General features: G+C 32.4%; 13 protein-coding genes. 10 read left to right on the top strand and 3 right to left on the bottom strand.

Annotation, left to right across the window (positions count from 1 at the left end; translation table 11 throughout):
• Positions 1-5: 5 nt before the first annotated feature.
• Both ACKTTV_RS18350 and ACKTTV_RS18345 read right to left on the bottom strand, forming a co-directional pair.
• Positions 6-1,538: a sulfatase family protein gene (locus tag ACKTTV_RS18350; protein ID WP_408032334.1), complete on the bottom strand. Its 1,533-nt coding sequence runs from the start codon at positions 1,536-1,538 to the stop codon at positions 6-8.
• Positions 1,539-1,572: 34 nt separating this feature from the next.
• On the bottom strand, positions 1,573-5,517 hold the full coding sequence (locus tag ACKTTV_RS18345) for a hybrid sensor histidine kinase/response regulator transcription factor (protein WP_408032333.1): 3,945 nt from the start codon (positions 5,515-5,517) through the stop codon (positions 1,573-1,575).
• Between the two features lie 373 nt (positions 5,518-5,890).
• Between ACKTTV_RS18345 and ACKTTV_RS18340 the strand changes: the two genes are divergently transcribed.
• The 7 genes from ACKTTV_RS18340 to ACKTTV_RS18310 all read left to right on the top strand — a co-directional run bounded on the left by ACKTTV_RS18340 (position 5,891) and on the right by ACKTTV_RS18310 (position 18,627).
• Entirely contained in the window at positions 5,891-7,786 is a 1,896-nt protein-coding gene (locus tag ACKTTV_RS18340) for an alpha-1,3-galactosidase-related protein (protein WP_408032332.1), read from the top strand.
• A gap of 94 nt (positions 7,787-7,880) precedes the next feature.
• Positions 7,881-10,916 (top strand): SusC/RagA family TonB-linked outer membrane protein, encoded by a 3,036-nt coding sequence (locus ACKTTV_RS18335; protein WP_408032331.1) that lies wholly within the window; start codon positions 7,881-7,883, stop codon positions 10,914-10,916.
• 1 nt (position 10,917) lies between these two features.
• Positions 10,918-12,549: a RagB/SusD family nutrient uptake outer membrane protein gene (locus ACKTTV_RS18330; protein WP_408032330.1), complete on the top strand. Its 1,632-nt coding sequence runs from the start codon at positions 10,918-10,920 to the stop codon at positions 12,547-12,549.
• A 22-nt stretch (positions 12,550-12,571) separates the two neighbouring features.
• Positions 12,572-14,374: a right-handed parallel beta-helix repeat-containing protein gene (locus tag ACKTTV_RS18325; RefSeq protein WP_408032329.1), complete on the top strand. Its 1,803-nt coding sequence runs from the start codon at positions 12,572-12,574 to the stop codon at positions 14,372-14,374.
• Positions 14,375-14,404: 30 nt separating this feature from the next.
• Complete coding sequence (locus ACKTTV_RS18320; RefSeq protein ID WP_408032328.1) at positions 14,405-15,823, top strand: sulfatase; 1,419 nt, start codon at positions 14,405-14,407, stop codon at positions 15,821-15,823.
• Between the two features lie 21 nt (positions 15,824-15,844).
• Positions 15,845-17,407, top strand: a complete 1,563-nt coding sequence (locus ACKTTV_RS18315; protein WP_408032327.1) for a sulfatase family protein — start codon at positions 15,845-15,847, stop codon at positions 17,405-17,407.
• Positions 17,408-17,628: 221 nt separating this feature from the next.
• Positions 17,629-18,627, top strand: a complete 999-nt coding sequence (locus ACKTTV_RS18310) for a formylglycine-generating enzyme family protein (protein ID WP_408032326.1) — start codon at positions 17,629-17,631, stop codon at positions 18,625-18,627.
• 206 nt (positions 18,628-18,833) lie between these two features.
• Here ACKTTV_RS18310 and ACKTTV_RS18305 read toward each other — a convergent pair whose 3' ends face one another.
• Complete coding sequence (locus ACKTTV_RS18305; protein WP_408032325.1) at positions 18,834-20,966, bottom strand: T9SS type A sorting domain-containing protein; 2,133 nt, start codon at positions 20,964-20,966, stop codon at positions 18,834-18,836.
• A 379-nt stretch (positions 20,967-21,345) separates the two neighbouring features.
• Here ACKTTV_RS18305 and ACKTTV_RS18300 point away from each other — a divergent pair, with 379 nt between their 5' ends.
• From ACKTTV_RS18300 to ACKTTV_RS18290, 3 genes are all read left to right on the top strand, one after another.
• Positions 21,346-22,287 (top strand): multicopper oxidase domain-containing protein, encoded by a 942-nt coding sequence (locus tag ACKTTV_RS18300; protein WP_408032324.1) that lies wholly within the window; start codon positions 21,346-21,348, stop codon positions 22,285-22,287.
• A 17-nt stretch (positions 22,288-22,304) separates the two neighbouring features.
• Positions 22,305-22,736 (top strand): hypothetical protein, encoded by a 432-nt coding sequence (locus ACKTTV_RS18295; protein ID WP_408032323.1) that lies wholly within the window; start codon positions 22,305-22,307, stop codon positions 22,734-22,736.
• 86 nt (positions 22,737-22,822) lie between these two features.
• Positions 22,823-24,289 (top strand): tyrosinase family protein, encoded by a 1,467-nt coding sequence (locus ACKTTV_RS18290; RefSeq protein WP_408032322.1) that lies wholly within the window; start codon positions 22,823-22,825, stop codon positions 24,287-24,289.
• Positions 24,290-24,325: the final 36 nt, after the last annotated feature.

Below are 24,325 nucleotides of genomic sequence, written 5' to 3'. Positions count from 1 at the left end.
TATTGCTAGTTAATATTTACTATACTATCTATCTTTTTCTCTAATTTTTCTACTAATATGATATTCGCTTCTGCAATGTTTTCTCTCTCTTCAATATCTGATGATAAATCATACAACTGAACTTCTTCAACCAGTCCTGTTTCAACGTTTTTATTCTGAAGCCATTTAGGTAATTTTTTAGCCGTAATAGGCTTTATATATTTGTAATTATCTTCTCGAATTGATAAAGTAAAAGACTCTTCTAAAAGTATTTTTCTAGCTTTTTCTTTTGCATTCATTAACGAGCTCATAACATCATAGCTGTCAATTGCCTCGTCCTTATCTAAGGTTACATTTAAATAGTTAGCGAAAGAAGCATAAAAATCTATTTGAGAGATTAAAGCCTTACTTTCTCCTGGTTTTACCTTAGAAGGCCAATAAACAACCATTGGAACTCTAGTACCCGCTTCATAAGCACTATACTTTGCTCCTCTGAACGGACCCGCAGGCTTATGACTCCCTAATTTCTCCTCTGCCAAATCTTCATAGCCATCATCTAAAATAGGACCATTATCACTCGTAAAAATTACAAGAGTATTCTTATCAATTCCTAACTGTTCCAATTCATTAATAATAGCACCCGTCATCCAGTCCATTTGAACAATGGCATCGCCTCTAAGTCCCATAGTCGACATTCCCGAAAATCTACTATTTGGTAATCTTGGAACATGGATGTCATGAAATGAAAAGAATAAGAAAAAAGGATTTTCTTTATTTTTTCTGATATAGTCGATTGCCTTTCCAGTAAAAACATCAGGAAATTCCTCATCAACCCACATAGCATTTTTACCACCTTTTTGATACCCAATGCGACTTATTCCGTTTGTTATGGCTTGACTATGTTGTTTATCTGCTTTTTGCCTTAACATTTCAGGATTATTAATACCAGTTGGCTCTCCTTCAAAAGCCTCTTTATAGTTAACTAACAATGGGTCCGAATTATCCAACCCGGCAACTTCATGATTTTCCAAATATACCGTTGGAGTTCTATCACCTGTAGCTGGTAATAAAAAGCTATAATCAAAACCTATTTCTAAAGGTCCTGGCTTTACTTCAGTATTCCAATCAACAACTCCATTTCCTAATCCTAAATGCCACTTTCCGACAACAGCTGTATTATATCCCGCTTTCTTAAGCATTTTAGGCAATGTTGGAGTTGAAGGATTTATAATTAAAGGTGCATCACCAGGTAAGATTGCAGCCTTATTTCTAAAGGCATAATTCCCCGTTAAAAGTGAATATCTTGAAGGTGTACAAGTTGCTGCTGAGCTATGTGCATCAGTATATTTTATTCCTCCTTTTACTAATTTATCTACGTTTGGAGTTTCAACACCAACTGCTCCATAAGAACTTAAATCTCCATACCCAAGATCGTCAACATAGAAAACAATTATGTTTGGTTTTTCTCTATGTTTTACTGTATCTACCTTTGGTTTATTTTTCGTTGAATTGCACGAAAAAGCCACTAATATGATTAGTGTTATGAAATATTTTCTCATTTTTAAATGTTTTTGATTGAATGTTTTTGAATTCCTACCGCTTCATTTGTTTTACCTGTTCTATGTACTTACTTGGGGTAACATTCTTTTCTTTTTTGAATAAAGTATTAAAATGTGCATAGCTATTAATTCCAATAGCATCCATTGCTTCTTGAACACGGTCACATCCACCATCAAACATGACAATCGCTTTTTCCATCCGTATGGAATTCATAAAAGCGGTAGTATTCAAGCCTGTTAAAGACTTTAATTTTCTATGCAATTGCATTCTACTTAGTCCTAATTCTTCTGACAATTCTTTTACAGAAAAACTAGGTTCAGGCATTTTTTCTTTGATTATTTTTATTGCGTTTGTCACAAACTTTTGATCAAAAGAAACATAATGATCTTTAATTATACTGGTTGTTCCTTTTGCTAAATGCTTTCTAAAACTATTTCTAGTTTCAATAATATTATCTATTTTCTTTCGTAATTGAGAACTATTAAATGGTTTAGCAATATAATCCCATGCACCAGCCTCCAAACCTTCATTATAAAATTCTGTACCTGTTTTAGCTGTTAGCATTAATACTGGAATATGAGATATTAAATTGTTTTTCTTAATCTCCCTACACATTTCAATACCATCTAGTTCTGGCATCATAACATCCGTTATAATAATATCTGGAATTTCATTTAAAGCAATTTTTAAGCCTTCATTACCATTAACCGCCTCAAATACAATATAATCCTGAATTAGTACATTATGTAAGTATTTTCTTAAATCATAATCATCTTCAACTAATAATACCTTTTCTTTCCCTGAATCATCTTCTTCTTCTCTAATATGCGGGATTTCTCCAGGAGAATAATCATAAGTTAAATTATCAGGAATATCTTCTTTTGTTAAAAACTCTTCTTCAGAAAAAACTTTGGACGATACTGGCAAAGAAATCATAAATTCTGTTCCTCCAATAGAGCTATCAAAAACGTTTATTGTTCCTTTATGAGCTTCAATTAATGTTGCCACTAAATGAAGTCCTATTCCAGAAGAAAATCGATCTTTTCCATGAAAATGTCTTTCAAAAATTTTCTTTTTATCTAATTGAGAAATCCCTTTTCCACTATCTTTAATTAAAATAACCAAATACTCAAGTTCCTGTTTCCAAGTGAGTTTAACTTCTATTTCTACAATACCTCTATTTGGTGTATACTTAAAAGCATTTGACAACAAATTATATAATGCTTTCTCAACAATATCTTTATCAAAATGGCAGAAATAACTATCTGGGGCTATCACATTAAATCGAATTCCTGAATTCTTAGCCTGCCAAGCAAATGACTTCGAAACTTCTCTTACAAAAGAACTGATATCGTTTCTTGATACTTTTAAAATATTAACCCCTGAATTTACTTTTCTAAAATCAAGAAGCTGGTTTACCAAATTCATCATTCGGTTTGTGTTTCTTGATACAATATTGAAGCAAAACTCTTTATGCTCTTCGGTAACCTTCCCTTCTATAAGGTCATTTAACGGACCAATAACCAAAGATAATGGTGTTTTAAACTCATGAGCAACATCGGTAAAGAAGGTTAACTTCATTTCATTTATCTCCTTTTCTTGCTCACTTTTAAACTGAGAAAGTTGCATTTGATTTCTAAGTTTTTGTTTATTCATCCAGAAATAGATAAACGTAGTTAAGAGTCCTGAAAATGCTAAAAAGTATAACAAATAAGCCCACCAAGTTCTCCAAGGTGCTGGTTCAACATTAATATTTAATGTTCTTATCTCATTTGACCATTGACCATCAGGATTGGTTGCCTCAACAAGTAATTGATAATTTCCACTTTCCAAATTCGAGTAACTGGCATACCTCTTATCATTGTTTACAATCTGCCAATTATTATCATAATTATCTAATTTATATCGGTATTTATTAACGTTTACATTAGCATAATTGGTGCTTGTAAACTCAATTGAAAAATCATTTTGTTTGTAATTAAAAGTAAGATCGCTAACTCTGTTTAATCTTTTATTCAATAGTTCAGAGCCTTCAAAATTTTGGTTTACCCCTATTTTTGCGTTGTTAACTATTAAATTAGTAAAAGCTATTTTCGATGGAAAAGGATTGTACTCCATTTCATCTGGTTTAATAGAATTTATTCCTTCAATACTTCCAAAAAACAATTCTCCATTTTCATTTTTAGAAACTGCTTCGGTAAAAGTATTTGTTAAGAGTCCATCAAAATGGTTGAACTTTTGGGTTTCTCCATTAATAAGAGAATACTTAATAATTCCTTGAGAATTGGTTAACCATAAATTCGAGGAATCATCTTTAATAATTCCCATAATCTTTTTATTCTGAATTTCTTGAGCATCGACAAGTTTAAATTGATTTTCATCTAATTTTTTATGTATTAATCCTGTACCAGTTCCAATATATAATGCCCCGTCTTTTTCTTGATAAAAGGACCATATTGAATTGTTCGGAATATGATAAGAACCAGATATTTTCTCGCTATAATGTTCAGCGGAAATAATATTCCCTGTATCATCAAAATTTATTTTGAAAAGACCACTTGCAATGGTTCCCACCCAAAGACATTTTTTAAAGTAATCAGCCTTTAGGGAAAATACACGTACATTTCGAAGTGTTCTTAAATTCTGGAATTGTTCATGTACCCAATTCGTATAACTTTTATTTTTAATAATCAACCCTCTAAAACTTCCAAAGAACTGATTTCCAAAAGCATCTTTACAAAAACTCGTAATTAAAAGGTTATTGTCTGCTGCTCCGTTAAAAATCGGGACTAAATCAAACTCATCGCTATCCTCACTTCGTTTTCTATACAATCCTTTTGTGGTTGCTAAATGGATTTTACCGTATAATGTATCAACACGAAGTGGCTTTGCATCTCTTCTAATTTCTATAGGCTCATTAATTTTCCTTTTAAAAGAATATGTATAAAATCGATCAGTTCTCAATCCATAATATACTTTTTCTTTTGTAGCTAAAAGAGTTCTTACAAGTCCTTTTCTATGAATTGAAAGTGTTCTAAAGTTTTTACTATTTAAGTTTGAATATAGGAGTCCATTTCTTCCTGCAACCCATAAAGTATTCGACTTATCTAAAAAAACATGTTTTGAAAAATCATTTTCCAATTCTTCTTTTAAGGCTTTGCCTTCTTTTAAATCAAGATGAAAAAGACCTTTATCAAAAGTTGAAATCCATAAGTCGTTATTAATCCCCTTTACAATCGAACGTATTCTGCCTCTCAATTTATCACGTTGCGAAATCAGTTTATCATTTACCAATTGAAAAAGACCAACACCTCCACCTAGCCAAACATCTCCTTTAGAAGTTTCAACTATTGCAAAAAAGTTTATCGAATTAGAACGTTCAATCAATTCGTATTTATCATTTCTACTTACCCAAATACCTTTATCGGTTATATAAACTTCGTCGCCATTTTTTAGAATTTCAAAACACCTAACTTTAAAACCAGTTAAAGCAGACTGCAATACTTCTACTGAAAAAGCGTCCCCTTTCTTTACAACCTTTAGTAAACCATGATTTGTTGCTACAATAATATCACCTTTCTTATTCTTTTTGATATCATTGATAATTTTATAATTGTTTGGGGTTGTTACTCTTGTAATACGACCAGTTTCTAGGTCGTAATAATTCAAACCATATCCATCAGTTCCAATCCAAATTCGTTTTTTATCTTCTTCAAGTAAACACTTTATTCTATTACTTGATAAACTAGCTTCAATTTTATTGTCATGAAAAAAACTTTGGATATCATATCCATCAAAACGATTTAACCCATCATAAGTTCCAATCCAAATAAATCCCTCTGAGTCGTGCATAACACAACTCACATCGTTCTGAGATAAACCATCATTAACAGTTAATGAATTGAATTGTAATTGCTGCCCTAAAAGATTTATGGTTAGCATTACAAATACCCCAAAAAAAGTTAATGATCTATTCAAAATATATCGTGTTTAAATTCAAATCCAGAACTAATGTAACTAAATAAAAAGAATTAAAACAGCAAAAAACAGACATAAATCACTCATTGTTACATGGTTAAAGAATATTGTTACATCACAAAATATGGTAGGGAATTGTTTTCTATAATTTTGACCATGACTAAAATATAGCACATGACATATCACAAATGCATTATCAAGATATCATGTGATTTTTATTAGAAATAAAGGATAGTTATTAAAACCCAAACCTTACTCTTAGTTTACTACAAATCGAAAATAACCATTCACAAAAACAACTTTCTAATAAAAAACGATTGCTGCTATCAATTCTAGTTTCAATGTTAATCTCAAATAGTAAAATAGTAGATTTATGCGATACTTATTAAGAACTTTATTAATATCATTTTTCTGGATCATCGGATTTAACAGTTATAGTCAAAAAACGTTAAACCTAAAAGAGCTTGATATTCAAAAGTATAAAGATGTTACTCCTATTGTAGTAAAGGCTTTAAAGAAATGCAAGGAAGAAGGAGTTAGTAAATTAATATTTCCAAAAGGTACTTATCATTTCTACCCAACTTTTGCTCCAGAGAAATACTGTGAAATTACAAATAATGATAATGGGCTAAAAAGAACAGCTTTTCCTATAATTGATTTCAATGACTTTATTATTGACGGAAATGGATCGGACTTTATTTTTCATGGAAAAATGATCCCTTTTATAATTGAAGAATCGAAAAATGTAACCATTACAAATTTAAGTATCGATTGGAAAGTTCCTTTTGTTATTGAAGGCTTGGTAGTTGCAAGCGATGCAAAAAGTAAAACTTTCGATATAAAAGTAGAAACACCATATGCAGTTAAATACAATCGTTTATATCTTTCTTTAGAAAGAGAAGATTCACCATATGAACAACGTTATGGTAAACGTTTTGCCACGTGGGAACATTACAATCTTGAAGTAGGTCAAAATATTTTTTGGGACCCTAAAACAATGGCTCCATTATACAATACAAAACAGTATAGTATGCCAGAGATTGGAATTAAAGCTAAAGAATTAGAGAAAGGATTAATTAGAATTTCGACTAAGATGAAAAAGCTCCCTCCCATTGGTTCTGTGATGGTATCGAAAGGAGAATATTTACAGAATAGAACCAGTCCTGCATTTAGAGTATTTAAATCAAAAGATCTTGAATTCAAAAATGTCAATGTACATCATGCTGGGGCTATGGGGCTTATTGCTGAAAGGTCAGAAAACATAACGTTAGACAGCTTTAATGTTGTTCTTAAAAAAGGTTCTAAACGTATGATTACCACCACAGCAGATGCAACTCATTTTTGTAATGTAAAAGGAACGGTTACAATAAAAAATTGTATTTTCGAGAATATGCTCGACGATGCCACGAATATTCATGGTACTTATGTCAGAGTAAATAAAATAATTGACGACTACACATTAGCGATAGAAACATATCACCCACATCAAAATGGTTATTTGTTTGGTGAAGAAGGCGATATGGTTCAGGTTATCGATCAAAAAAACTTACTACCTACAACACAACCGATGATTCTAAAAAAAGTGGAAAGGGTTAACGAAAAAATATCCTATATCACTTTTAACAAACCTATTACGAACAAAGTAAATATATATGACGGAGTTGAGAATATTTCATGGCATGCTGCAGCAGTATTGGAAAATAATATTGTAAGAAATAATAGAGCTCGTAGTTTTCTGATATCTACCCCAAGAAAAGTAGTGGTCAGAAAAAACCATTTGTCGTCTCAAATGGCTGCATTCAGAATTACAGGAGATTTAGGCCTATGGAATGAATCTGGACCTTGTGATGATTTACTTATTGAAGACAATTTAATTGAGGATTCAGTTTATGGAGGAAATAGACCACAATCAATTTTTTTAATAGACCCTCAATATAGAGATAAAGATGATTTTGAAGGAAAGTATAGCAGAAAAATAACTATCAGAAACAACACCATTAAAACATTTGATAGTTCAATTTTACTTGCTATGTCTGTTGATGAATTGGTATTTGAAAATAATAAAATAATTCAAACCAATACCTACAAACCAATCTTTCCTCATATTGAAAACGTTCGGATTATTAACTGTAACAACGCTATAATTCAAGGTAATACATACCAAAGATTAGATGGAAGAAAAGGAAGTATTTTAATTGATAAGAAAACAACTAACATAAAAGTTTCAAAACGAAGTGCTTTTGAAGACGTGTCTTCTAAAGATAGGTAATCATGAACTGGAGAGTCGAAGTATTCTTAAACAATACTTCGGAAAATGCCGAAAGAATTACTCATCGTTTTAACCTTTTTTAAACATTAATCACATGCTCAAAACTAATTTTATTTTCATCATACTAACTATTTTCTCACTGCAAAACCTGAGTGCTCAAAAAAGTATAAAGGGGAAAGTTAAAGACACAGAAGGTAACGGATTGCCTGGTGTTACTGTACTTATAAAAAACACCAGCATTGGTACCAGTACAGATTTTGACGGAAACTATAATTTTAAAGTATCTAACAATCTTGATAAAGCCACCGTTGTTTTCAGTTATGTTGGAATGAAGACTCGGGAAGTCAAATACACTGGTCAAAAAGTAATTAATATCACTCTTAAAGAAAATGCTAATCGACTTAATGAGATTGTTGTAGTTGGCTATGGTACCGTTAAAAAAGGCGATGTTACTGGCTCAGTCAGTTCTGTTAAAGATGTTTTAATCAAAAAATCGAAAACCCCCAATTTATTTGATGCCATTCAAGGAAGAATTGCTGGGGTTAATATTACCTCTCAATCAGGAGAACCAGGAGCTCAAGTAAGTTTTAATATTAGAGGCTCTAATTCTATTTATGGTTCAGGCTCACCTCTATTCGTTATCGATGGTGTTCAAATTGATATCGAACCAAATGAAGTGGCTAGTTCAGGTGTTGGAGCTGTTGCTAATTTTGATCCGTTGGCAACAATTAACCCTCAAGATATTGAATCTATTGAAGTTTTAAAGGATGCTTCTGCTACAGCAATCTACGGTTCAAGAGGCGCAAATGGGGTTATTTTGATTACAACTAAAGGTGGACAAAAAGGAAAACTAACCTTTGATTATACAAGTTCTGTAGGTTTTGCAACACCAACAAAAAAGATCGATGTAATCACTCCCGAAGAGTACCTTATTTACAGAGAACTAAGAAACCCTGGAAATAGCTTTACGAATTTAGAGGACGGTACTCCAAGAGATTTCACCAATATTCCTAGTCATAATTGGCAAGATGAGGCCCTTAGAACAGGTTTAATTAACAACCATTTTATATCGGCTACCGGAGGTACGGGAAAAACCAGTTATTCTACAACCGTAGGATTTTTAGAACAAGAAGGGGTTATTATTGAAAACAACTATAGCAAATATAATATTAGTCTTAAAGCTACTCATAGACAAAGCAAAAATTTAAAATTTGGGTTTAATCTTAGTACGGCCTTTACAGAATCTAATGGTGTTGCCAATAGCGGCGGTGGTGGCGATGAATTCAATGGTGTTGTTCAGTATTTAGTAATCGCAAATCCATGGGAACTTCAAGATTTATCGGAAAATGAATTAGCCAGTAATGATTTTTTGTCTCCATTGGCACTAATTCATCAAGGAGAAAAGAAACTTCGTTTTAATAGAACTATTGGGTCATTATATGGAGAATATAAAATAACTAAAGGGCTACAACTTAGATCAACTCTTGGAACAAGCGTATCTGGGTCGAAACTTCAAGAATTTCATACCTCAGCTAGTAGGTTTGGTAATCGATGGAATGGACGTGCTCTTTTAAGACAAATTGACACTTACTCCTATAACTTTTCAAACACTCTTACCTATAACAAGAAATTTAACAATCATCACAGTTTAAATTTACTTGGGGGACTTGAGTTCTTTAAATACAACAGAGAAGGTTTTTTCAACGATATCACCAATTTTGAGAATCAAGAATTAGGTGTAAATGATATCAGTATTGGTCAGGTTTTTAAAGATTATGGATCAGACCGAATCATCTCTAAGAGAATGTCATATTTCTCTCGTTTGAATTATAGGCTTAATGAAAAATACTTATTCACATTTAATTTCAGAGCTGATGGTTCTGATAAATTTGGAGAAAATAATAGATGGGGATATTTCTCAGGAGGTGCCTTTGCTTGGAGAGCACACAGAGAAAATTTCTTAAAGGACATCAAAGAAATTAATGAATTGAAACTACGTTTGAGCTACGGACAAACGGGTAATGAGAGAATACCGCCTTTTACTTTTGCATCGAGACTCGACAACACCTTCTATGCAAGTAATGACGGATTAGATTTCGGTTTATCTCCTGTATCTGCTGGAAATCCTGATTTAAAATGGGAAACCACCACTCAATTTGATGCTGGTTTGGATTTAGCTTTATTTAATGATCGCGTAAGAGTTACTTTCGATTATTACAAAAAATTAACCGAAGACCTTTTAATTGATGCACCTGTACCTGCTCAGTCTGGTTTTAACTCACAATGGCGCAACCTCGGTTCAGTTGAAAATGAAGGTTATGAACTTAGTTTGAGTACTGTTAATATTAAAACACCAAACTTTACATGGAGAACTGACTTTAATATAAGCACCAATAGAAACACCGTAAAAGATTTAGGAAATACTGAATTCATACCAACTATCGTTTCTGGTGGTTGGATTACAAACCCAGGTAGAGTTATTGTTGGACAACCGATAGGTATAATGTACGGTTTCGTTTTCGACGGAATTCATCAAGAAGGAAATACTGAAGGAGGTACTCCAGGAACCATTAGATATAAAGATTTAAACGGAGACGGAGTTATTGATGAAGCGAATGATAGGACTATTATTGGTAATTCTAACCCTAAGCATGTTGGGGGTATTAACAATAGTTTATCGTTTAAAAACTTCGATTTATCATTCTTCTTTCAATGGAGCTATGGTAATGATGTTTTCAACGCTGCTAAATTACGTACCAATGGTCTTCAGCCTTATATGAATATTACAAGAGACTTTTATGAAAATGCATGGACACCAGAGAATGCCTCAAATATTGCTCCAGCATTTGGAAATGTAGCTGCCGTACCTTCAAGTTACTTTGTAGAAGATGCTTCTTTTTTAAGACTAAAGACAGTTAATCTTTCATACAACTTTCCCGAAAAGTTCTTTGAAGATGTGCAAATCCAAGGAGTAAGACTATTTGTTTCTGCCAATAATTTACTCACTTTCACTAACTACTCAGGATTCGATCCAGAGGTAAGTTCAAATAACCCATTGATTAGAGGATTTGAAAGATTTTCTTATCCAAGAAGTAGAACAGTTACTATGGGTGTAAACATAAAATTTTAAGATGATGAGACACTTTATTAAAAACATATCGATTTTATTTCTTTTGGTTTTCACTTCATGTAGTGATGATTTTTTAGACAACGAGCCTTTATCATTTGTATCAACAGATACATTTTATAAAACACCTGATCAAGCAGAAATAGCGCTTACTGGTGTATACAATATCCTTTCTGCTAATAATATTAATGGGTTTGGGAATAATGCAACCTACTCACGAAATCTAATGATTATGCTTAATGGGGCCACCGATGAAGCGTTGTTAAGATCACCCAATGTTAATCCTAATTACGCAGTATGGGGAGATGGAACCTTTACCTCGCAAAGTGATTTTGTAAATCAATCGTGGGTTTTCTTTTATGCAGGTATCAATAGAGCAAATGTACTTATTGAAAGAATAGAAGATATCGATGGGTTTTCTGGAAACCGAAAAAATGAAATTATTGCCGAAGCGAAACTTTTAAGAGGATTCTATCATATGATTTTATCCATGATGCATGGAGGAATTCCTGTATACGATTCTGAAAATCTAGATGATAATTTACCTAGAGATACTATTGAAAACGTATACAAACTTGTTATTTCCGATTATGAGTTTGCTTATAATAACCTTGGGCATAGAAGTGAAATTCTTGGACGTGTAAATAAATGGACAGCCGCGGGGTTATTGGCAAAAGCTCATACATATTTGGCAAGCGCTAAAAACTCAGGACTACAAGGTTTTCTTGATATAAACAGTTTCGATTGGGTGAATAGTAATGAACACTATACAGCGGCATTGGGGTATACACAAGATGTTATATCAAATAGTGGGTATCAACTGACTGACAATTACGATTATCTATTTAGAGAATCAACGAAAGAACAACAGTATGAAGAATTTATGTTTGCTTCTGAAGCCAGCAGCGATGCTTCTATTAATGTGGTTAATATTGTTGTTAACGCTTTTATTCCGCAAGGTAATGTAAATACGAGAGGTGGAGGTTCAGGATGGTATCGTCCAGCAAGTGAACTATATGACAAATATGATAGTGGCGATTTTAGAAGAGATCACAATGTTACAGGGAACATGAACTCTTCAACTAGATTTGAATTTATAAATGGTGTTAAATACTTTGTTCCAAGACCTATTCCGCATCCTAATGTTGGCTTTATGTCAATTGGAAAATATAGAATGGTTGATCCAGCATTAAAAATACTTCCTAATTGGGCTTCAAATATTAATCTGCCTATTTTAAGGTATGCAGATATATTACTCTTACATGCAGAATCGCAATTCTTCACTGGAGATGAAGCTGGAGCAAGAACTACCTTATCTCAAGTACGAGCACGTGCTGTAAATGATGGTGTAGATGTTTCTGATTTAGATACCGCTTATCACAGAGCTAACTTTGTAGATGAACTAATCGAAGAGCGTTCACGCGAATTATGTTATGAAAGTTGGAGACGCTTTGATTTGGCTAGGTTTAACAGATTCACTCAAACCATAACAGGCCTTTCAACAACAAGAGGTTTTTTTAACAGACGAACTGCCCCTATAATACAATCAAACTGGAAAGAAGAGCGTGTATGGTTTCCTATTCCTTTAAATCAAATAGATCTTAACGGTAATCTAATTCAAAATCAAGGATATTAATAAAATATAATAAGTAAGTCTTATGATCTGGGGAAACAACATACTATCATTAAAAACATATAAAAATAATTCGAGATACTACATTTTAATTATTTGGTTTCTTTGTACACCCGCAATATTTGGACAATATCAATTTGAAGTTCCTACGAATTTCATAACTAAGAGAAACCTTCCATTAACTAAGTTGGAAACGCAAATAAATGTTCAAGTTTCTGATTTTGGAGCCATAGCAAATGATGGTATCGATGATACACCAGGAATACAAAAAGCTTTAAATTTTTGCAAAAAAACAGCCAATAAAACAAAAGCTGTTAAACTAATTTTTAATAAAGGTGTATATGATTTACACACCAATGCAAACAAAACTCACTTATTAAACCTTAAAAAAGCGAATAATATACTTATTGATGGAAACGGAGCTGAAATTGTTATTCACGATCCGCTCAAAGGCTTCTTTTCTTTATTTAATAGTAACAATATTATCGTTAAAAACTTATACATCGATTATGATCCACTTCCTTTCACACAGGGAAGAATTGTGGGTGTACATATAAAAAATAAAACATTCGATTTAAAAATTGACCATGATTTCCCTAGTCTAAAGCATGAAATGTTTCAGAAAGCTTCCAGAGTGTGGGGTATGCTCATGGATGAAATGAACCCCGGCAAGTTAAAAGACGGAGCTCCCAACCTCTATCAATCAAAGCAATTTGAAGAGTTGTCCGGGGGGATTTTCAGAATTACGGTAAGGTCTCAAAAATTATTAAAACATATGAAAATAAATGACTCATATGTTCATATTGCAAGAACAAATGGTAGAACCATTTTTAAAACCGATCGAAGTAAAGATATTACCTATTTAAACATAACAAGTTATAGCAGTCCTGCGGGAACGTATAACGCGGGTGAAATGAAAGATTGGAGTATAATTGGATGTAAGGTAAAACTTAAAAAAGGAAGAATTCACAGTGCCAATGCCGATTGCTTACATATCAAAGGAGGCACTATTGGACCTTGGGTTGAAAACTGTCTATTCGAAGGCTATAGCGATGATGCTGTCAATTTAAAATCTTCAAAAAGGCATATTTTAAATCAAGTTTCACCTACAGAAATTGTATTAAATAAAAAAGTAAAAAAGGGAAGCATTCTAAGAATTTACAACCCAAGAGCGGGAGAATTAATTGGTAAATTCAAAGTGATTGGTACTAAGAAATTAGATAACTCAAAAGTCAAGGTTACTTTAAACGAAGAGTTAAAAACGACCTTAAATGTTGGAACAACAAAAAAACATGATATAGCCTATTTAGATTCGGAATCTAATGAGTCATTTGTTATACGAAACAATGTTTTTAAAAATGCTCGTAGATATGGAATTCTCTTGCAAAGTTCAAATGGGGTTATTGAAAACAATGTCTTTGAAAACCTCAGTCAATCAGCTATAACCATAAACAATGGTGTAGATTGGGGAGAAGGCTTTGTGGCTCAAAACATTGTAGTTCATAAAAACACCTTTTCTAATTGTGGATACGATTATGTTTATCTTAATAATCCCAGTGCAGCTACTATCACTTTACGTGTTTTAAAATTAAAAAATCCTGAAGCGAAGGGGAAATGGTGCGGTGTTACGCCAACAAATTGGAAAGGTTTAAATAACATATCAATTACAAACAACTCCTTTTCATATAACAAACATGCGCTTTCTATAGAATGCTCAGTTAACACGGTTATTAAATCAAATACATTTAATAGAAACCCAAATGATCTGTCACTCGAAAGCAGTGTCATCTATAAAAACAATAATTCAAATTTAGTGTTCGAAAATTAATAAATCCTAATTAAAAACTACAGTCTTACAATGAGAACAAAAAAAATAATGAAAATCATCACGGTATGTTATGTTTTTTTTCTATTGTCTTTAATGTTTACTCTTGAAAGTTGCGGGCAAACGAAAAATAGAACACATCAATTAAAACAAAATACTCAACCTAATATTGTCCTCTTTTTTGTGGATGATTTGGGCTGGTCTGATCTCGGTTTAAGGAACTCAATTTTTGAGTCTCCAAACATTGATAAACTAGCTAAATCTGGAATAAGTTTTGAACAAGCTTACATCGCAAGTCCAACATGCAGTCCTAGCAGAGCAACATTAGTAACTGGTCAACATCCAGCCAGATTAAAGTTAGTTCGCCATATTCCAGGAGGGAAAAAACATGGTTTTAACCGATTTGGACAAACAACTGAAGAATTTCATACTTTAAAAAGAGATCCAGCACAATTTCCATCAAGAAACTGGCTTCCTCTCGAAAACACTACTTATGCGGAAGCACTTTCGAAACTAGGTTATTATAATTTATTTGTTGGTAAATGGCATTTGGGTCATGAAAAGTTCCATCCCAACAAACAAGGCTTTAATCAACAAATTGGAACGTCAAATTTTGGACACCCAAAATCGTATTATCCACCTTACTTTAATCAGGACACAATTTTTCCGGATTCAAAAGGTAGATACCTAACGGATAAGCTAACTGACGAAACAGTAAATTTTATTTCAAAATATGATAAACAACAACCTTTTATGGTATCGTTCTTTTATTATTCCGTTCACTCACCTCATCAAGGACGTAAAGATTTAGTTGATCATTTTGAATCAAAAGGTTTAAAGGGAAAGTACGCTCATTATGCAGCTATGGTAAAAGCAACAGATGAATCAGTTGGTAGAATCATAAAAGCCATAGAACAAAAAGGAATAGAAAAAGAGACGATTCTAATTTTTCTTTCGGACCAAGGTGGATACTTTGAGAATCTTCCTTTTCGAGGAGGAAAAATGTCTGAGGCTTTATTTGAAGGAGGTTCAAGAGTTCCTTTTTTCCTATACTGGCCTGGAATTACCTCTCCAAACAGTATAAATAACTCTTTGGTTCAATCAACAGACCTATTCCCTACTCTGGTAGAAATTGCAGGTGGAAATACCTCCAACTATAAAAACATTGATGGTATCTCTTTACTTCATACAATTAAAAACAACGATTATTTAAAACGTGATCCAATATATGCATATAGAGCTTATGAAGATCTCTATGTTTCTGTTCGAGAAAAAGACTGGAAGCTTTTAGCATATAGAAGTGGAAAAGTAAAGCTTTTTAACATTACCAAAGATATTAAAGAGCAAAATGATCTTTCTAAAGAAAAACCAAAAGTTGTAGAGAAACTCATTAATAAATTAATTCAATGGGAATCCAAAATGGGAGTTACCTCATATTCTGGAGTTGAATAACATGATAAAAAATATAATTTTATGAAACCTTTCTTTCTATTAGTTGGCCTGTTTTTTCTAAGTTCTTGTGGTTTTACACAAGTTACAAAAACAGCTAAAAAGCCAAATATTCTATTTTGTATTGCAGACGATGCCACATGGAAGCATATGAGTGCTTATGGAAATACTTGGTGCAGCACACCTGCATTTGATGAAATTGCTAAAAAAGGCTTGTTATTTGAAAATGCTTATACTCCAAATGCAAAATGTGGTCCTTCAAGATCTATTGTTCTTACAGGTAGAAATACTTGGCAACTTGAAGCCGCCGCCAATCATTTAGCTTATTTTCCGACTAAATTTAAAACATATCCTGAAGCACTTTCAGAAAAAGAATATTTCGTTGGTTATACAGGCAAAGGATGGGCTCCAGGATCTTCATTGAATAAAGACGGTAGTAAACGAGAACTTATTGTAAAACAGTATAATAAAATTAAGAAAAAAGCCCCAACAACTGGAATTTCTAAAGTTGATTACGCAGCAAACTTTAAGAAGTTCTTAGAGCAAAAAAAGGAAGGTACACCTTTTTGTTTTTGGTACGGAGGAAAGGAACCTCATAGAGATTACGAGTACGGCTCTGGAGTAAAGGTTGGAAAGAAAAAACTCTCAGAATTAGAGAAGGTTTTCCCTTATTGGCCACAATCCGAAGTTGTTAAAAATGATATTTTAGACTACGCCTTTGAATTGGAATATTTTGACAAACAATTAGGGCAGTTTTTAAAGGTATTAAAAGAAACGGGGGAACTTGAAAACACAATTATTGTTGTGACATCCGATAACGGAATGCCTTTCCCTAGAGTGAAAGGTTTGAGCTACGAACATTCAAATCATTTGCCTCTGGCCGTTATGTGGCCTAATGGAATCAAAAATCCAGGTAGAGTTATAAAAGACTATGTTAGTTTTATTGACTTCGCAGCTACATTCATTGATTTAGCTGGTTATAACGCTCAAGATTTAGGAATGCAGCCTATTGAAGGTAAAAGCTTAAAACGTTTTTTTAATTCAAATAAAAGTGATGTTGTTCCTGCAAAAGATGATTATGTAATACTTGGTCAGGAAAGACATGACGTCGGAAGACCAAATGATACAGGTTACCCTGTTAGAGGAATTGTAAAAAATGGATTTATGTATTTGATGAACTATGAAAATGATCGATGGCCCGCTGGAAATCCTGAAACTGGATATACAAATACCGATGGAAGCCCTACAAAAACGGAAATTTTAAACCTAAATAGAAGCGGTAAAAACCAAGAATATTGGAAACAAAATTTTGGAAAACACCCTAAAGAAGAACTATTTAAATTGGGCGATGATGAAAGTTGTTTAAATAATCTTGCCTCATTAGAACAATATCAAAAAGTTAAAACAGAATTAAGGAGTTTACTGGAATCTGAATTGAAAAAACAAAACGACCCAAGGATCTATGGAAAAGGAGAAGTTTTTGATAATTATGTTCCGGATAGAAATGCGCATTTCTATGAGCGCTATATGCGCGGAGAAAAAGTTAAATCAGGCTGGATAAACGACTCAGACTTTGAAAAACAATAACTTTGAAATGCGCATTTAAACTGTTTAGAGCTAAAACTTTATTGAGCTCCTTAATTTTTTAAATTTGATTAGTACAAATTATAATTCTTATGACTCGTAATAGATCTACCAAAAATTATCGCAAGAGTATTTATTCTAAAAGGAAAAATATTCTCTTATCTCTTGCAGTTTTTATTTCATTAATAGGTTGCAAATCTGATAGATCATCACAAGCAAAAAATATGGAAAGTACTAATTATGAAAACATAAAAACCCCGAAAGGAATGGTTTGGGTACCATCTAAATCGTTTTTAATGGGGGCCAAAGATGGAGATAATTATGCTATGAATAGAGAAAAACCTGCTCATCGAGTTATTGTTGATGGTTTTTTTATTGATGAAACGGAAGTAACAAACAAAGAATTTGAAAAATTTGTGAATGCAACAAAATACATTACCGTTGCTGAGAGATCTATTGATTGGGAAGAAATGAAAAAAACGCTTCCACCTGGAACACCTAAACCTCACGATTCAATCTTACAACCCGGAAGCTTAGTTTTTAATAAAAATGTCAATCTGGTAGCCAACATGGGAAATTATGCACAATGGTGGACATGGAAAATTGGTGCTAATTGGAAACACCCTCAAGGTCCAGAAAGTTCTATTGAAAACAAAGGCAATTATCCCGTAGTTCATATTGCCTATGAAGATGCTGTTGCTTATTGTAAATGGGCTAACAGGAGATTACCAACTGAGGCAGAATGGGAATCAGCTGCTCAAGGAAGTTCGACCAATTCTATATTTACTTGGGGTAATGATTTTGAACAATTAAATAGTAATGCTAATACTTGGCAAGGACAATTTCCTATTAAAAACGAGGCAAAAGACGGCTTTGGGTTTATTTCACCCATTAAATCATTCCCTCCTAATAGCATTGGCATCTACGATATGTTAGGTAATGTATGGGAAATTACAAGCGATTTTTTCAATGTAACCTATTACAATGAAATTGGCACTTCTGAAATTATATCCAATCCAAAAGGAGCGGAAAAACCATTTAATCCTAATAATCCATATGAAAAAGAACACATTATAAAAGGTGGATCTTTTTTATGTCATGCTTCATATTGTGCAAGCTTCAGGATTTCGGCGAGAATGGGATCCAGTTTTGATTCAGCTTCTGATCATAAAGGATTTAGAACAGTGGCTACACCCGAGATGTTGTCGGATAGTAACGAATAAAAATATATACGAAAAAAGCTCTTCATTAGACTTTTGTTTTCAAATGAAAACCCCGAAAAAGATCTGTTAAATATCTTTATCGGGGTTTTCTGTTTTTTCGCTTTCAATCTAATTACAAAGAAGTTGTTTTCTCCGTAGGCATCAAAAAAAGGAGTCAATATTATCAAATGATATATTAACTCCTAAACTTGTTTCTGCTAACTGATCTATTTATTGATAATAATCTTTCTTGTAATTGGTTCGTTTTTTTCCGAAGCGGTGAATCTTATTACATACATTCCTTGAGGTGCATCAGTAATGGTGTAACTTTTATTATCTGTAACATTAAAACTGGATATCAAACGTCCTTGAATTGTATATAGTTGTACAAAACCTGATTCACTGAATTGAATTAAACCATTACTCGGGTTAGGATAAATTAATGAATCTATTTTATCTGTTTTTTTAATATCTGAAATCGATTTTGCTCTCTTGGAACAATTAGACATTGCTCCTGAAGTAACACAGTTATTATTGATGGTAACTTTTTTCGTATCTGAAGTTGTAGAAACCAAATCTCGGTCGTCTTCTGAATCTCTAAATGAAATATTGCCTGACACCTCACCTTTCCATATCGCGTCTAACTCAATTACCGATTCATTTACTCCTAACTTTAACCTTCTTTCAAAAATGTTATTTTTAATAACCAAGTTCCTTGTACTAGTAGCTAGTATCGCTTTTCTATTCCAATTCTTAAATTGATTATTTAGAATATTAATTTTATTTATTCTAGTTTTTTTTGTTGGAGTTCCTTGTCCTCTAACAAAAATACTTATATCAGCATTGTATACAGGTTCATCCAGTGAAAGATATCTTGAATTAAATGCATTTCTTTGAAAAATGTTATCTGAAATAGTAACATTGTTGCTCAGAAAGCCTTCTTTAAAATTTCCCGTTGTTCCGTTTTCAATATTCAGAGAAACCGCACTTCCAGAATTTAAACGTACTAAGTTATTGGTTATACTCACATCTCCATATCGAACCAAAATTCCATGCCTTCTACTTTTCATAAAGGTATTATTTGAAATGGTAACATTTTTAAAACCATAGTTTTGAACCCAAAACCTTTCGTCAGAATCTTTAGTATAGTTTGAAGGAATTGGTTTAGAAAATGTAAAGGTTCTTTTTCCTCCTACAGTATCAATGGCAGTAATATTTGCTCTTTCTTCAATATTAGCACTAATAGCATCATAAAAAGCAATGTTATCACCTACTTTATATGTAAAATAGGCATGCAAAGGAAGAGTAGCCACATTCCCTGAAATAGATTCTATTCTAGATTTAGAAGATTGAGAGATGTTAATAACATCATCACCAATACTTTCAACGTGAGAGTTCGTAATACGAATTTTTCTGTTATTCTTTAAATGAAAACCATCTGCATTGGTGGCATAAATCCGACCATTTTTAGGTCTGATATTAATATTATTAAAACTTAAATCATTGCTCTCACTAACGTTAAAGGTTCCTGTTGAAGAAGCATAAATAGTAATATTGTCGAAAACCACATGATTAGCTCTGTCCAATCTAAAGGTAGTAGATCCGTTGGTTCTTGCCTTTAACAAAAATAAATCTCCTTCTGAAATTCCTTCTATATGATCAGCTCGGGCAAAATCTATTTTATACGAATTTCCAGATAACCTTGTTATCTCTCTTGTAGGAACGGTTATCAAAGAATTGTCTACAATTTTTCCTTTTAGATGAGCATGTTTATCTCCAGAATTTAAAAAGAAACCAAAGTCAGAAGATAAAGTACCGCTTGAAAAAATAGAATGATCTGGTTTTATAGTATTTGAATTTGATAACCAATCAACAATTATTGAATTATTAGAAGTGTCAATACTTGTAATTTTTGATATTGAATGAGGCATTTCAATAAAATCAAACGTTAGATCAGTAAAATAAACGAAATTGAACTTACTCATCCGAAAAAAACCTTTGTTTAGTTGATGCGACATAAGCGTAGCTCCATTCCCATTAATTTTAATATTAATTGTTGAATTGGAACCGTTAAACTGGAACATCATTAAACTTGTTGAATTCGAGTTAAAACGATATAAACCATTTTCTTCGAAATTAATCACAGCAGTTTTGTTTTCTCCCAAATTTGCTATCGCATAATTAATAGCATCAACGACTGCAGAATCGTCGAAACCGTTATCGTTAGCAACCGCACCAAAATCATTCACATTAACCTGCAATGTATTCGGGTTGTCAAAAATTGAAATGTCAGTTTGATTTTGAGAATGTAAAGTGAAAATAGAACAAATGAATAGCAAATTAACTATAAAATTTTTCATGTGTTAAGTTTTTAGTTATTAATTCGCCGAAGTCTCCCACCTCAAAATACATATAAATATTTAATTATCAAAACACTAAACCACACACCCGTATATTTTTTTAAAATACTCATCCACATTTTCTATTGATTTTAAATATTTTACAGATTCAATTCTTAAAAAGACCTCCTTTTACTCCAAGTTTCTATACATCAAAAATTCTATTTAACCTGACTTCTTTCTAAGAAGAGCACTAAAAATAGATCTGTTACAATATGGACTTATACCCTTATATGATCACTTTGTGATCAAATACATAACATTTAAGGACTTATTTAATATTGAATGAAATAACTCTCCATATTTACTTTTAAATAAGTGCTTTTTTAACATTTTTTGTATGAAACATTTTTTAAAACCAGTAAGTTTTGCTACAATATTTCTTCTATTATACGGTAGTCATACATTCTCTCAGCAAGAATTATTATTGATAGGAAGAACAACAGGCAAACTTTCAATTACAAAAAACAAACAAATTAGAGTTTTTGGATTTAGTAAAGCGCTTTCCAAAGAAGTTACTTTACCTGGTCCTATTATTAAAGCTGAAAATGGAGATAAGGTAAAAATTGATTTTTGGAATATATCACAAGGAAACCCAGTTTCAATATATTGCAAAAATATTCCTTTTGAACAACAGAATAAGAATGGGGTTTCTATCAAATCAACTCCAATAGATCACATGGAACATGGTTATTATTCTTTCACTGCTAATAAAGAAGGCACCTATTTATATTACAGTCCAGAAAACTATCCCTTCAACCTTCAGGCAGGTATGTTTGGTGTAATCATCGTAAAATCAAAAAAGTCTATATCTCAAATTAAAGAGAACATAACTGAGAAATTATTCTGTAGTTACGAAATAGATAAAAAATGGCATACAAATAAACTTATGGATATAGAACATAGCGAACTCAACAATCCAATCATAACACCTTTATATAACCCTAAAACATTCCTAATAAATGGAAAAAGAATAAAGTCAATAAAAGGATTACAAAGCTATGAAAACAAGAAAACTCCCGTTTTTCTCAGGTTAATAAACGCTGGTTTGTACAAACATGAAGTTCTGTTTCCCAATATTGTAAATATTAAAGTCATTTCTGGTACGAGAAAGGCATACAGTAAAGAAGGAAGTACTAGTAAAATAATACTATGCACAGGAGATAGTATCGATCTTTTAATTTCTTTAGAAGAGGTCTCTAAACATGAAAAAATAACATATCATTTTATAAAAAACTCAAAAAAAACGATTTATAAAGCTCATATACCAATTTTCTATTAACCTTAAAAAGCTATTATATGAATAAAACAATTTTATTACTTCTATTTTCTTTAGGGCTTGTGGCAATAGTATCAGGTCAAAACAATCCTACCTTCAAAATAGTAGGAAATGACCTAAATAAAGAATCATTATCCAAAGAAGAAAGACTTGAAATTTCCAAAATTAATGTAGAAAACATTTCAGATGAACCAATTTTTTTGAAATGGGAAACCATTTATAACTCTTTTCCTAAAGAATGGGATAGTTCTATGTGTCAGCATGGAGCCTGCCAAATTGGGATTCCCAAAGGTTCCAGTTTCAAAAAATTGAATCCAGACCAACAAGGTTTCATTGCAATTCATGTGATGTCTCCGAAAAAAAAAGGCAAAGGAGTTGTTAAGTTTAAAATCTACGATACTTCAAATCCAAGCTACTTTGAAATTTTAACTTTTGAAGTTGCATTCCTCTAAAACCAATAATTAACAGTTTAGTTTAAACTAAAAACTAGCCATTATATCAATAATAAAAATACAGTTTACAAATAACAATCAACCAAATGAAAAAAACTACCCTTTTATTTTTAACTATTTTGACCATCGGTTTAAGTTATGGTCAAAACCAACACGTAGTCAAGTACGTCCGTAAAAACGCCTCTTCACCAGAAGCTCAAGCCGATTTAAAAGCCATGAAAATTGCTCTTGAAAAAATGAGAGAAATGAAATGCGAAAATGGGTTGTCCTGGTATTATCAAGGAGCTATTCACAACATACCCAATGAAATCAATGGCAAAAACAAATTATGTCCAGAATATCAAACGAGCAAGGATAAATTATTTGCTTGGGGAAATTGCACCCATATTAATACAGAAGCTGCTCAGCTACACTTTTTACTTTGGCACAGAATGTATATTTGGTACTTTGAGCAAATAGTAAGAGAGCTATCCGGTAAACAAGACTTCGCTCTCCCCTATTGGAACTATGGCCAAGACAATATTATGCCTGAAAAAATCAGGCAAAAAGGATCATCTCTATTTGAAAGTGCCAGGTATACTATCTTAAATCAAGGGCAGAGCATACCTAAAGATAAAGCAGCTACAATAAGGTTAAGTATTCAAGAATTAAAAAACAACCCAATTTTTGTGAGTGATGCTGGATTTAGCAAAATGATGGAAATTAACCCTCATGGGTTTATGCATGATCTAATTGGAGGAACATATGCGGAACCTAAACCTGAATTATTCTTTAACCAAATCTACCAAAAAGAAGAGTCTGGTTTAATGGCCTTGGTTCCTTCAGCTGGTTTTGACCCTGTATTTTGGTTACACCATAGCATGGTTGACCGTATTTGGGAATCATGGGATCGCCTCCCTGGTAAACCTCGCCCTACGTTAAAAGAGTTAGAAGCCTATCCTTGGGAATATAACTTTATTAAACCAAATGGAGAACAAATTACCTATACTGTAAAAGAAATGTATGATATTATTTTCAACTTAGGATATACATACGACTCCTTTTTATATACTTCAGATACTCCTCCTCTATTTGCATCCAATAACTTATCTAAAGAACAAAAAATTCCTATTCAAGACTCTAAAGGAGAAATAGTATGGGAGCAGAAAGTTGGAAAAATTATTAAAGGAGTAGCTTTTTCCCATAAGGTAAATAACAAATTTACTAGAAGAACCAATAGAATATTAAAAAGTGATTCTACCAAACCCCATCTTATTTTAAACTTGAGTGTAGTGACCTATAAAGAACCAGATGATTATTATAATGTTTTTCTTCGTTACCCAGATAAAGAAGATGAATATGTTGGTTCAATGACTTTTTTCGGAGTGGCTCATGATCATGGCACTGGAGAAAACCACACTATTGGAGAATCAGGAGTTAATTTAAATTTTTCCTATTTTATTACTGATGACTTAATACATTCAGCTAAAAATTTCGAAGTAATTATAAAAAAGAATGGAGCTGGAAATGCTAAAATAACATTGGAAAAAATAAGTATTTCAAAATTAAATTAACTTACTTTTTCTTTAGAAGTCTACAGGTGCTAATTG

Origin of the sequence: Tenacibaculum xiamenense, from assembly GCF_964513065.1 — a bacterium.
GTDB classification, from domain to species: domain Bacteria; phylum Bacteroidota; class Bacteroidia; order Flavobacteriales; family Flavobacteriaceae; genus Polaribacter; species Polaribacter xiamenense.
Note: the sequence above shows the minus strand (reverse complement) of the source record. Positions and strands in the feature narration are given on the sequence as shown.

Bases quoted from the DNA above. Each gene is read 5' to 3' on its own strand.
- ACKTTV_RS18330 (WP_408032330.1), top strand. From the start codon at position 10,918: ATGATGAGACACTTTATTAAAAACATATCGATTTTATTTCTTTTGGTT.
- ACKTTV_RS18315 (WP_408032327.1), top strand. From the start codon at position 15,845: ATGAAACCTTTCTTTCTATTAGTTGGCCTGTTTTTTCTAAGTTCTTGT.
- ACKTTV_RS18310 (WP_408032326.1), top strand. From the start codon at position 17,629: ATGGAAAGTACTAATTATGAAAACATAAAAACCCCGAAAGGAATGGTT.
- ACKTTV_RS18335 (WP_408032331.1), top strand. From the start codon at position 7,881: ATGCTCAAAACTAATTTTATTTTCATCATACTAACTATTTTCTCACTG.
- ACKTTV_RS18305 (WP_408032325.1), bottom strand. From the start codon at position 20,966: ATGAAAAATTTTATAGTTAATTTGCTATTCATTTGTTCTATTTTCACT.
- ACKTTV_RS18320 (WP_408032328.1), top strand. From the start codon at position 14,405: ATGAGAACAAAAAAAATAATGAAAATCATCACGGTATGTTATGTTTTT.
- ACKTTV_RS18350 (WP_408032334.1), bottom strand. From the start codon at position 1,538: ATGAGAAAATATTTCATAACACTAATCATATTAGTGGCTTTTTCGTGC.
- ACKTTV_RS18290 (WP_408032322.1), top strand. From the start codon at position 22,823: ATGAAAAAAACTACCCTTTTATTTTTAACTATTTTGACCATCGGTTTA.
- ACKTTV_RS18340 (WP_408032332.1), top strand. From the start codon at position 5,891: ATGCGATACTTATTAAGAACTTTATTAATATCATTTTTCTGGATCATC.
- ACKTTV_RS18295 (WP_408032323.1), top strand. From the start codon at position 22,305: ATGAATAAAACAATTTTATTACTTCTATTTTCTTTAGGGCTTGTGGCA.
- ACKTTV_RS18325 (WP_408032329.1), top strand. From the start codon at position 12,572: ATGATCTGGGGAAACAACATACTATCATTAAAAACATATAAAAATAAT.
- ACKTTV_RS18300 (WP_408032324.1), top strand. From the start codon at position 21,346: ATGAAACATTTTTTAAAACCAGTAAGTTTTGCTACAATATTTCTTCTA.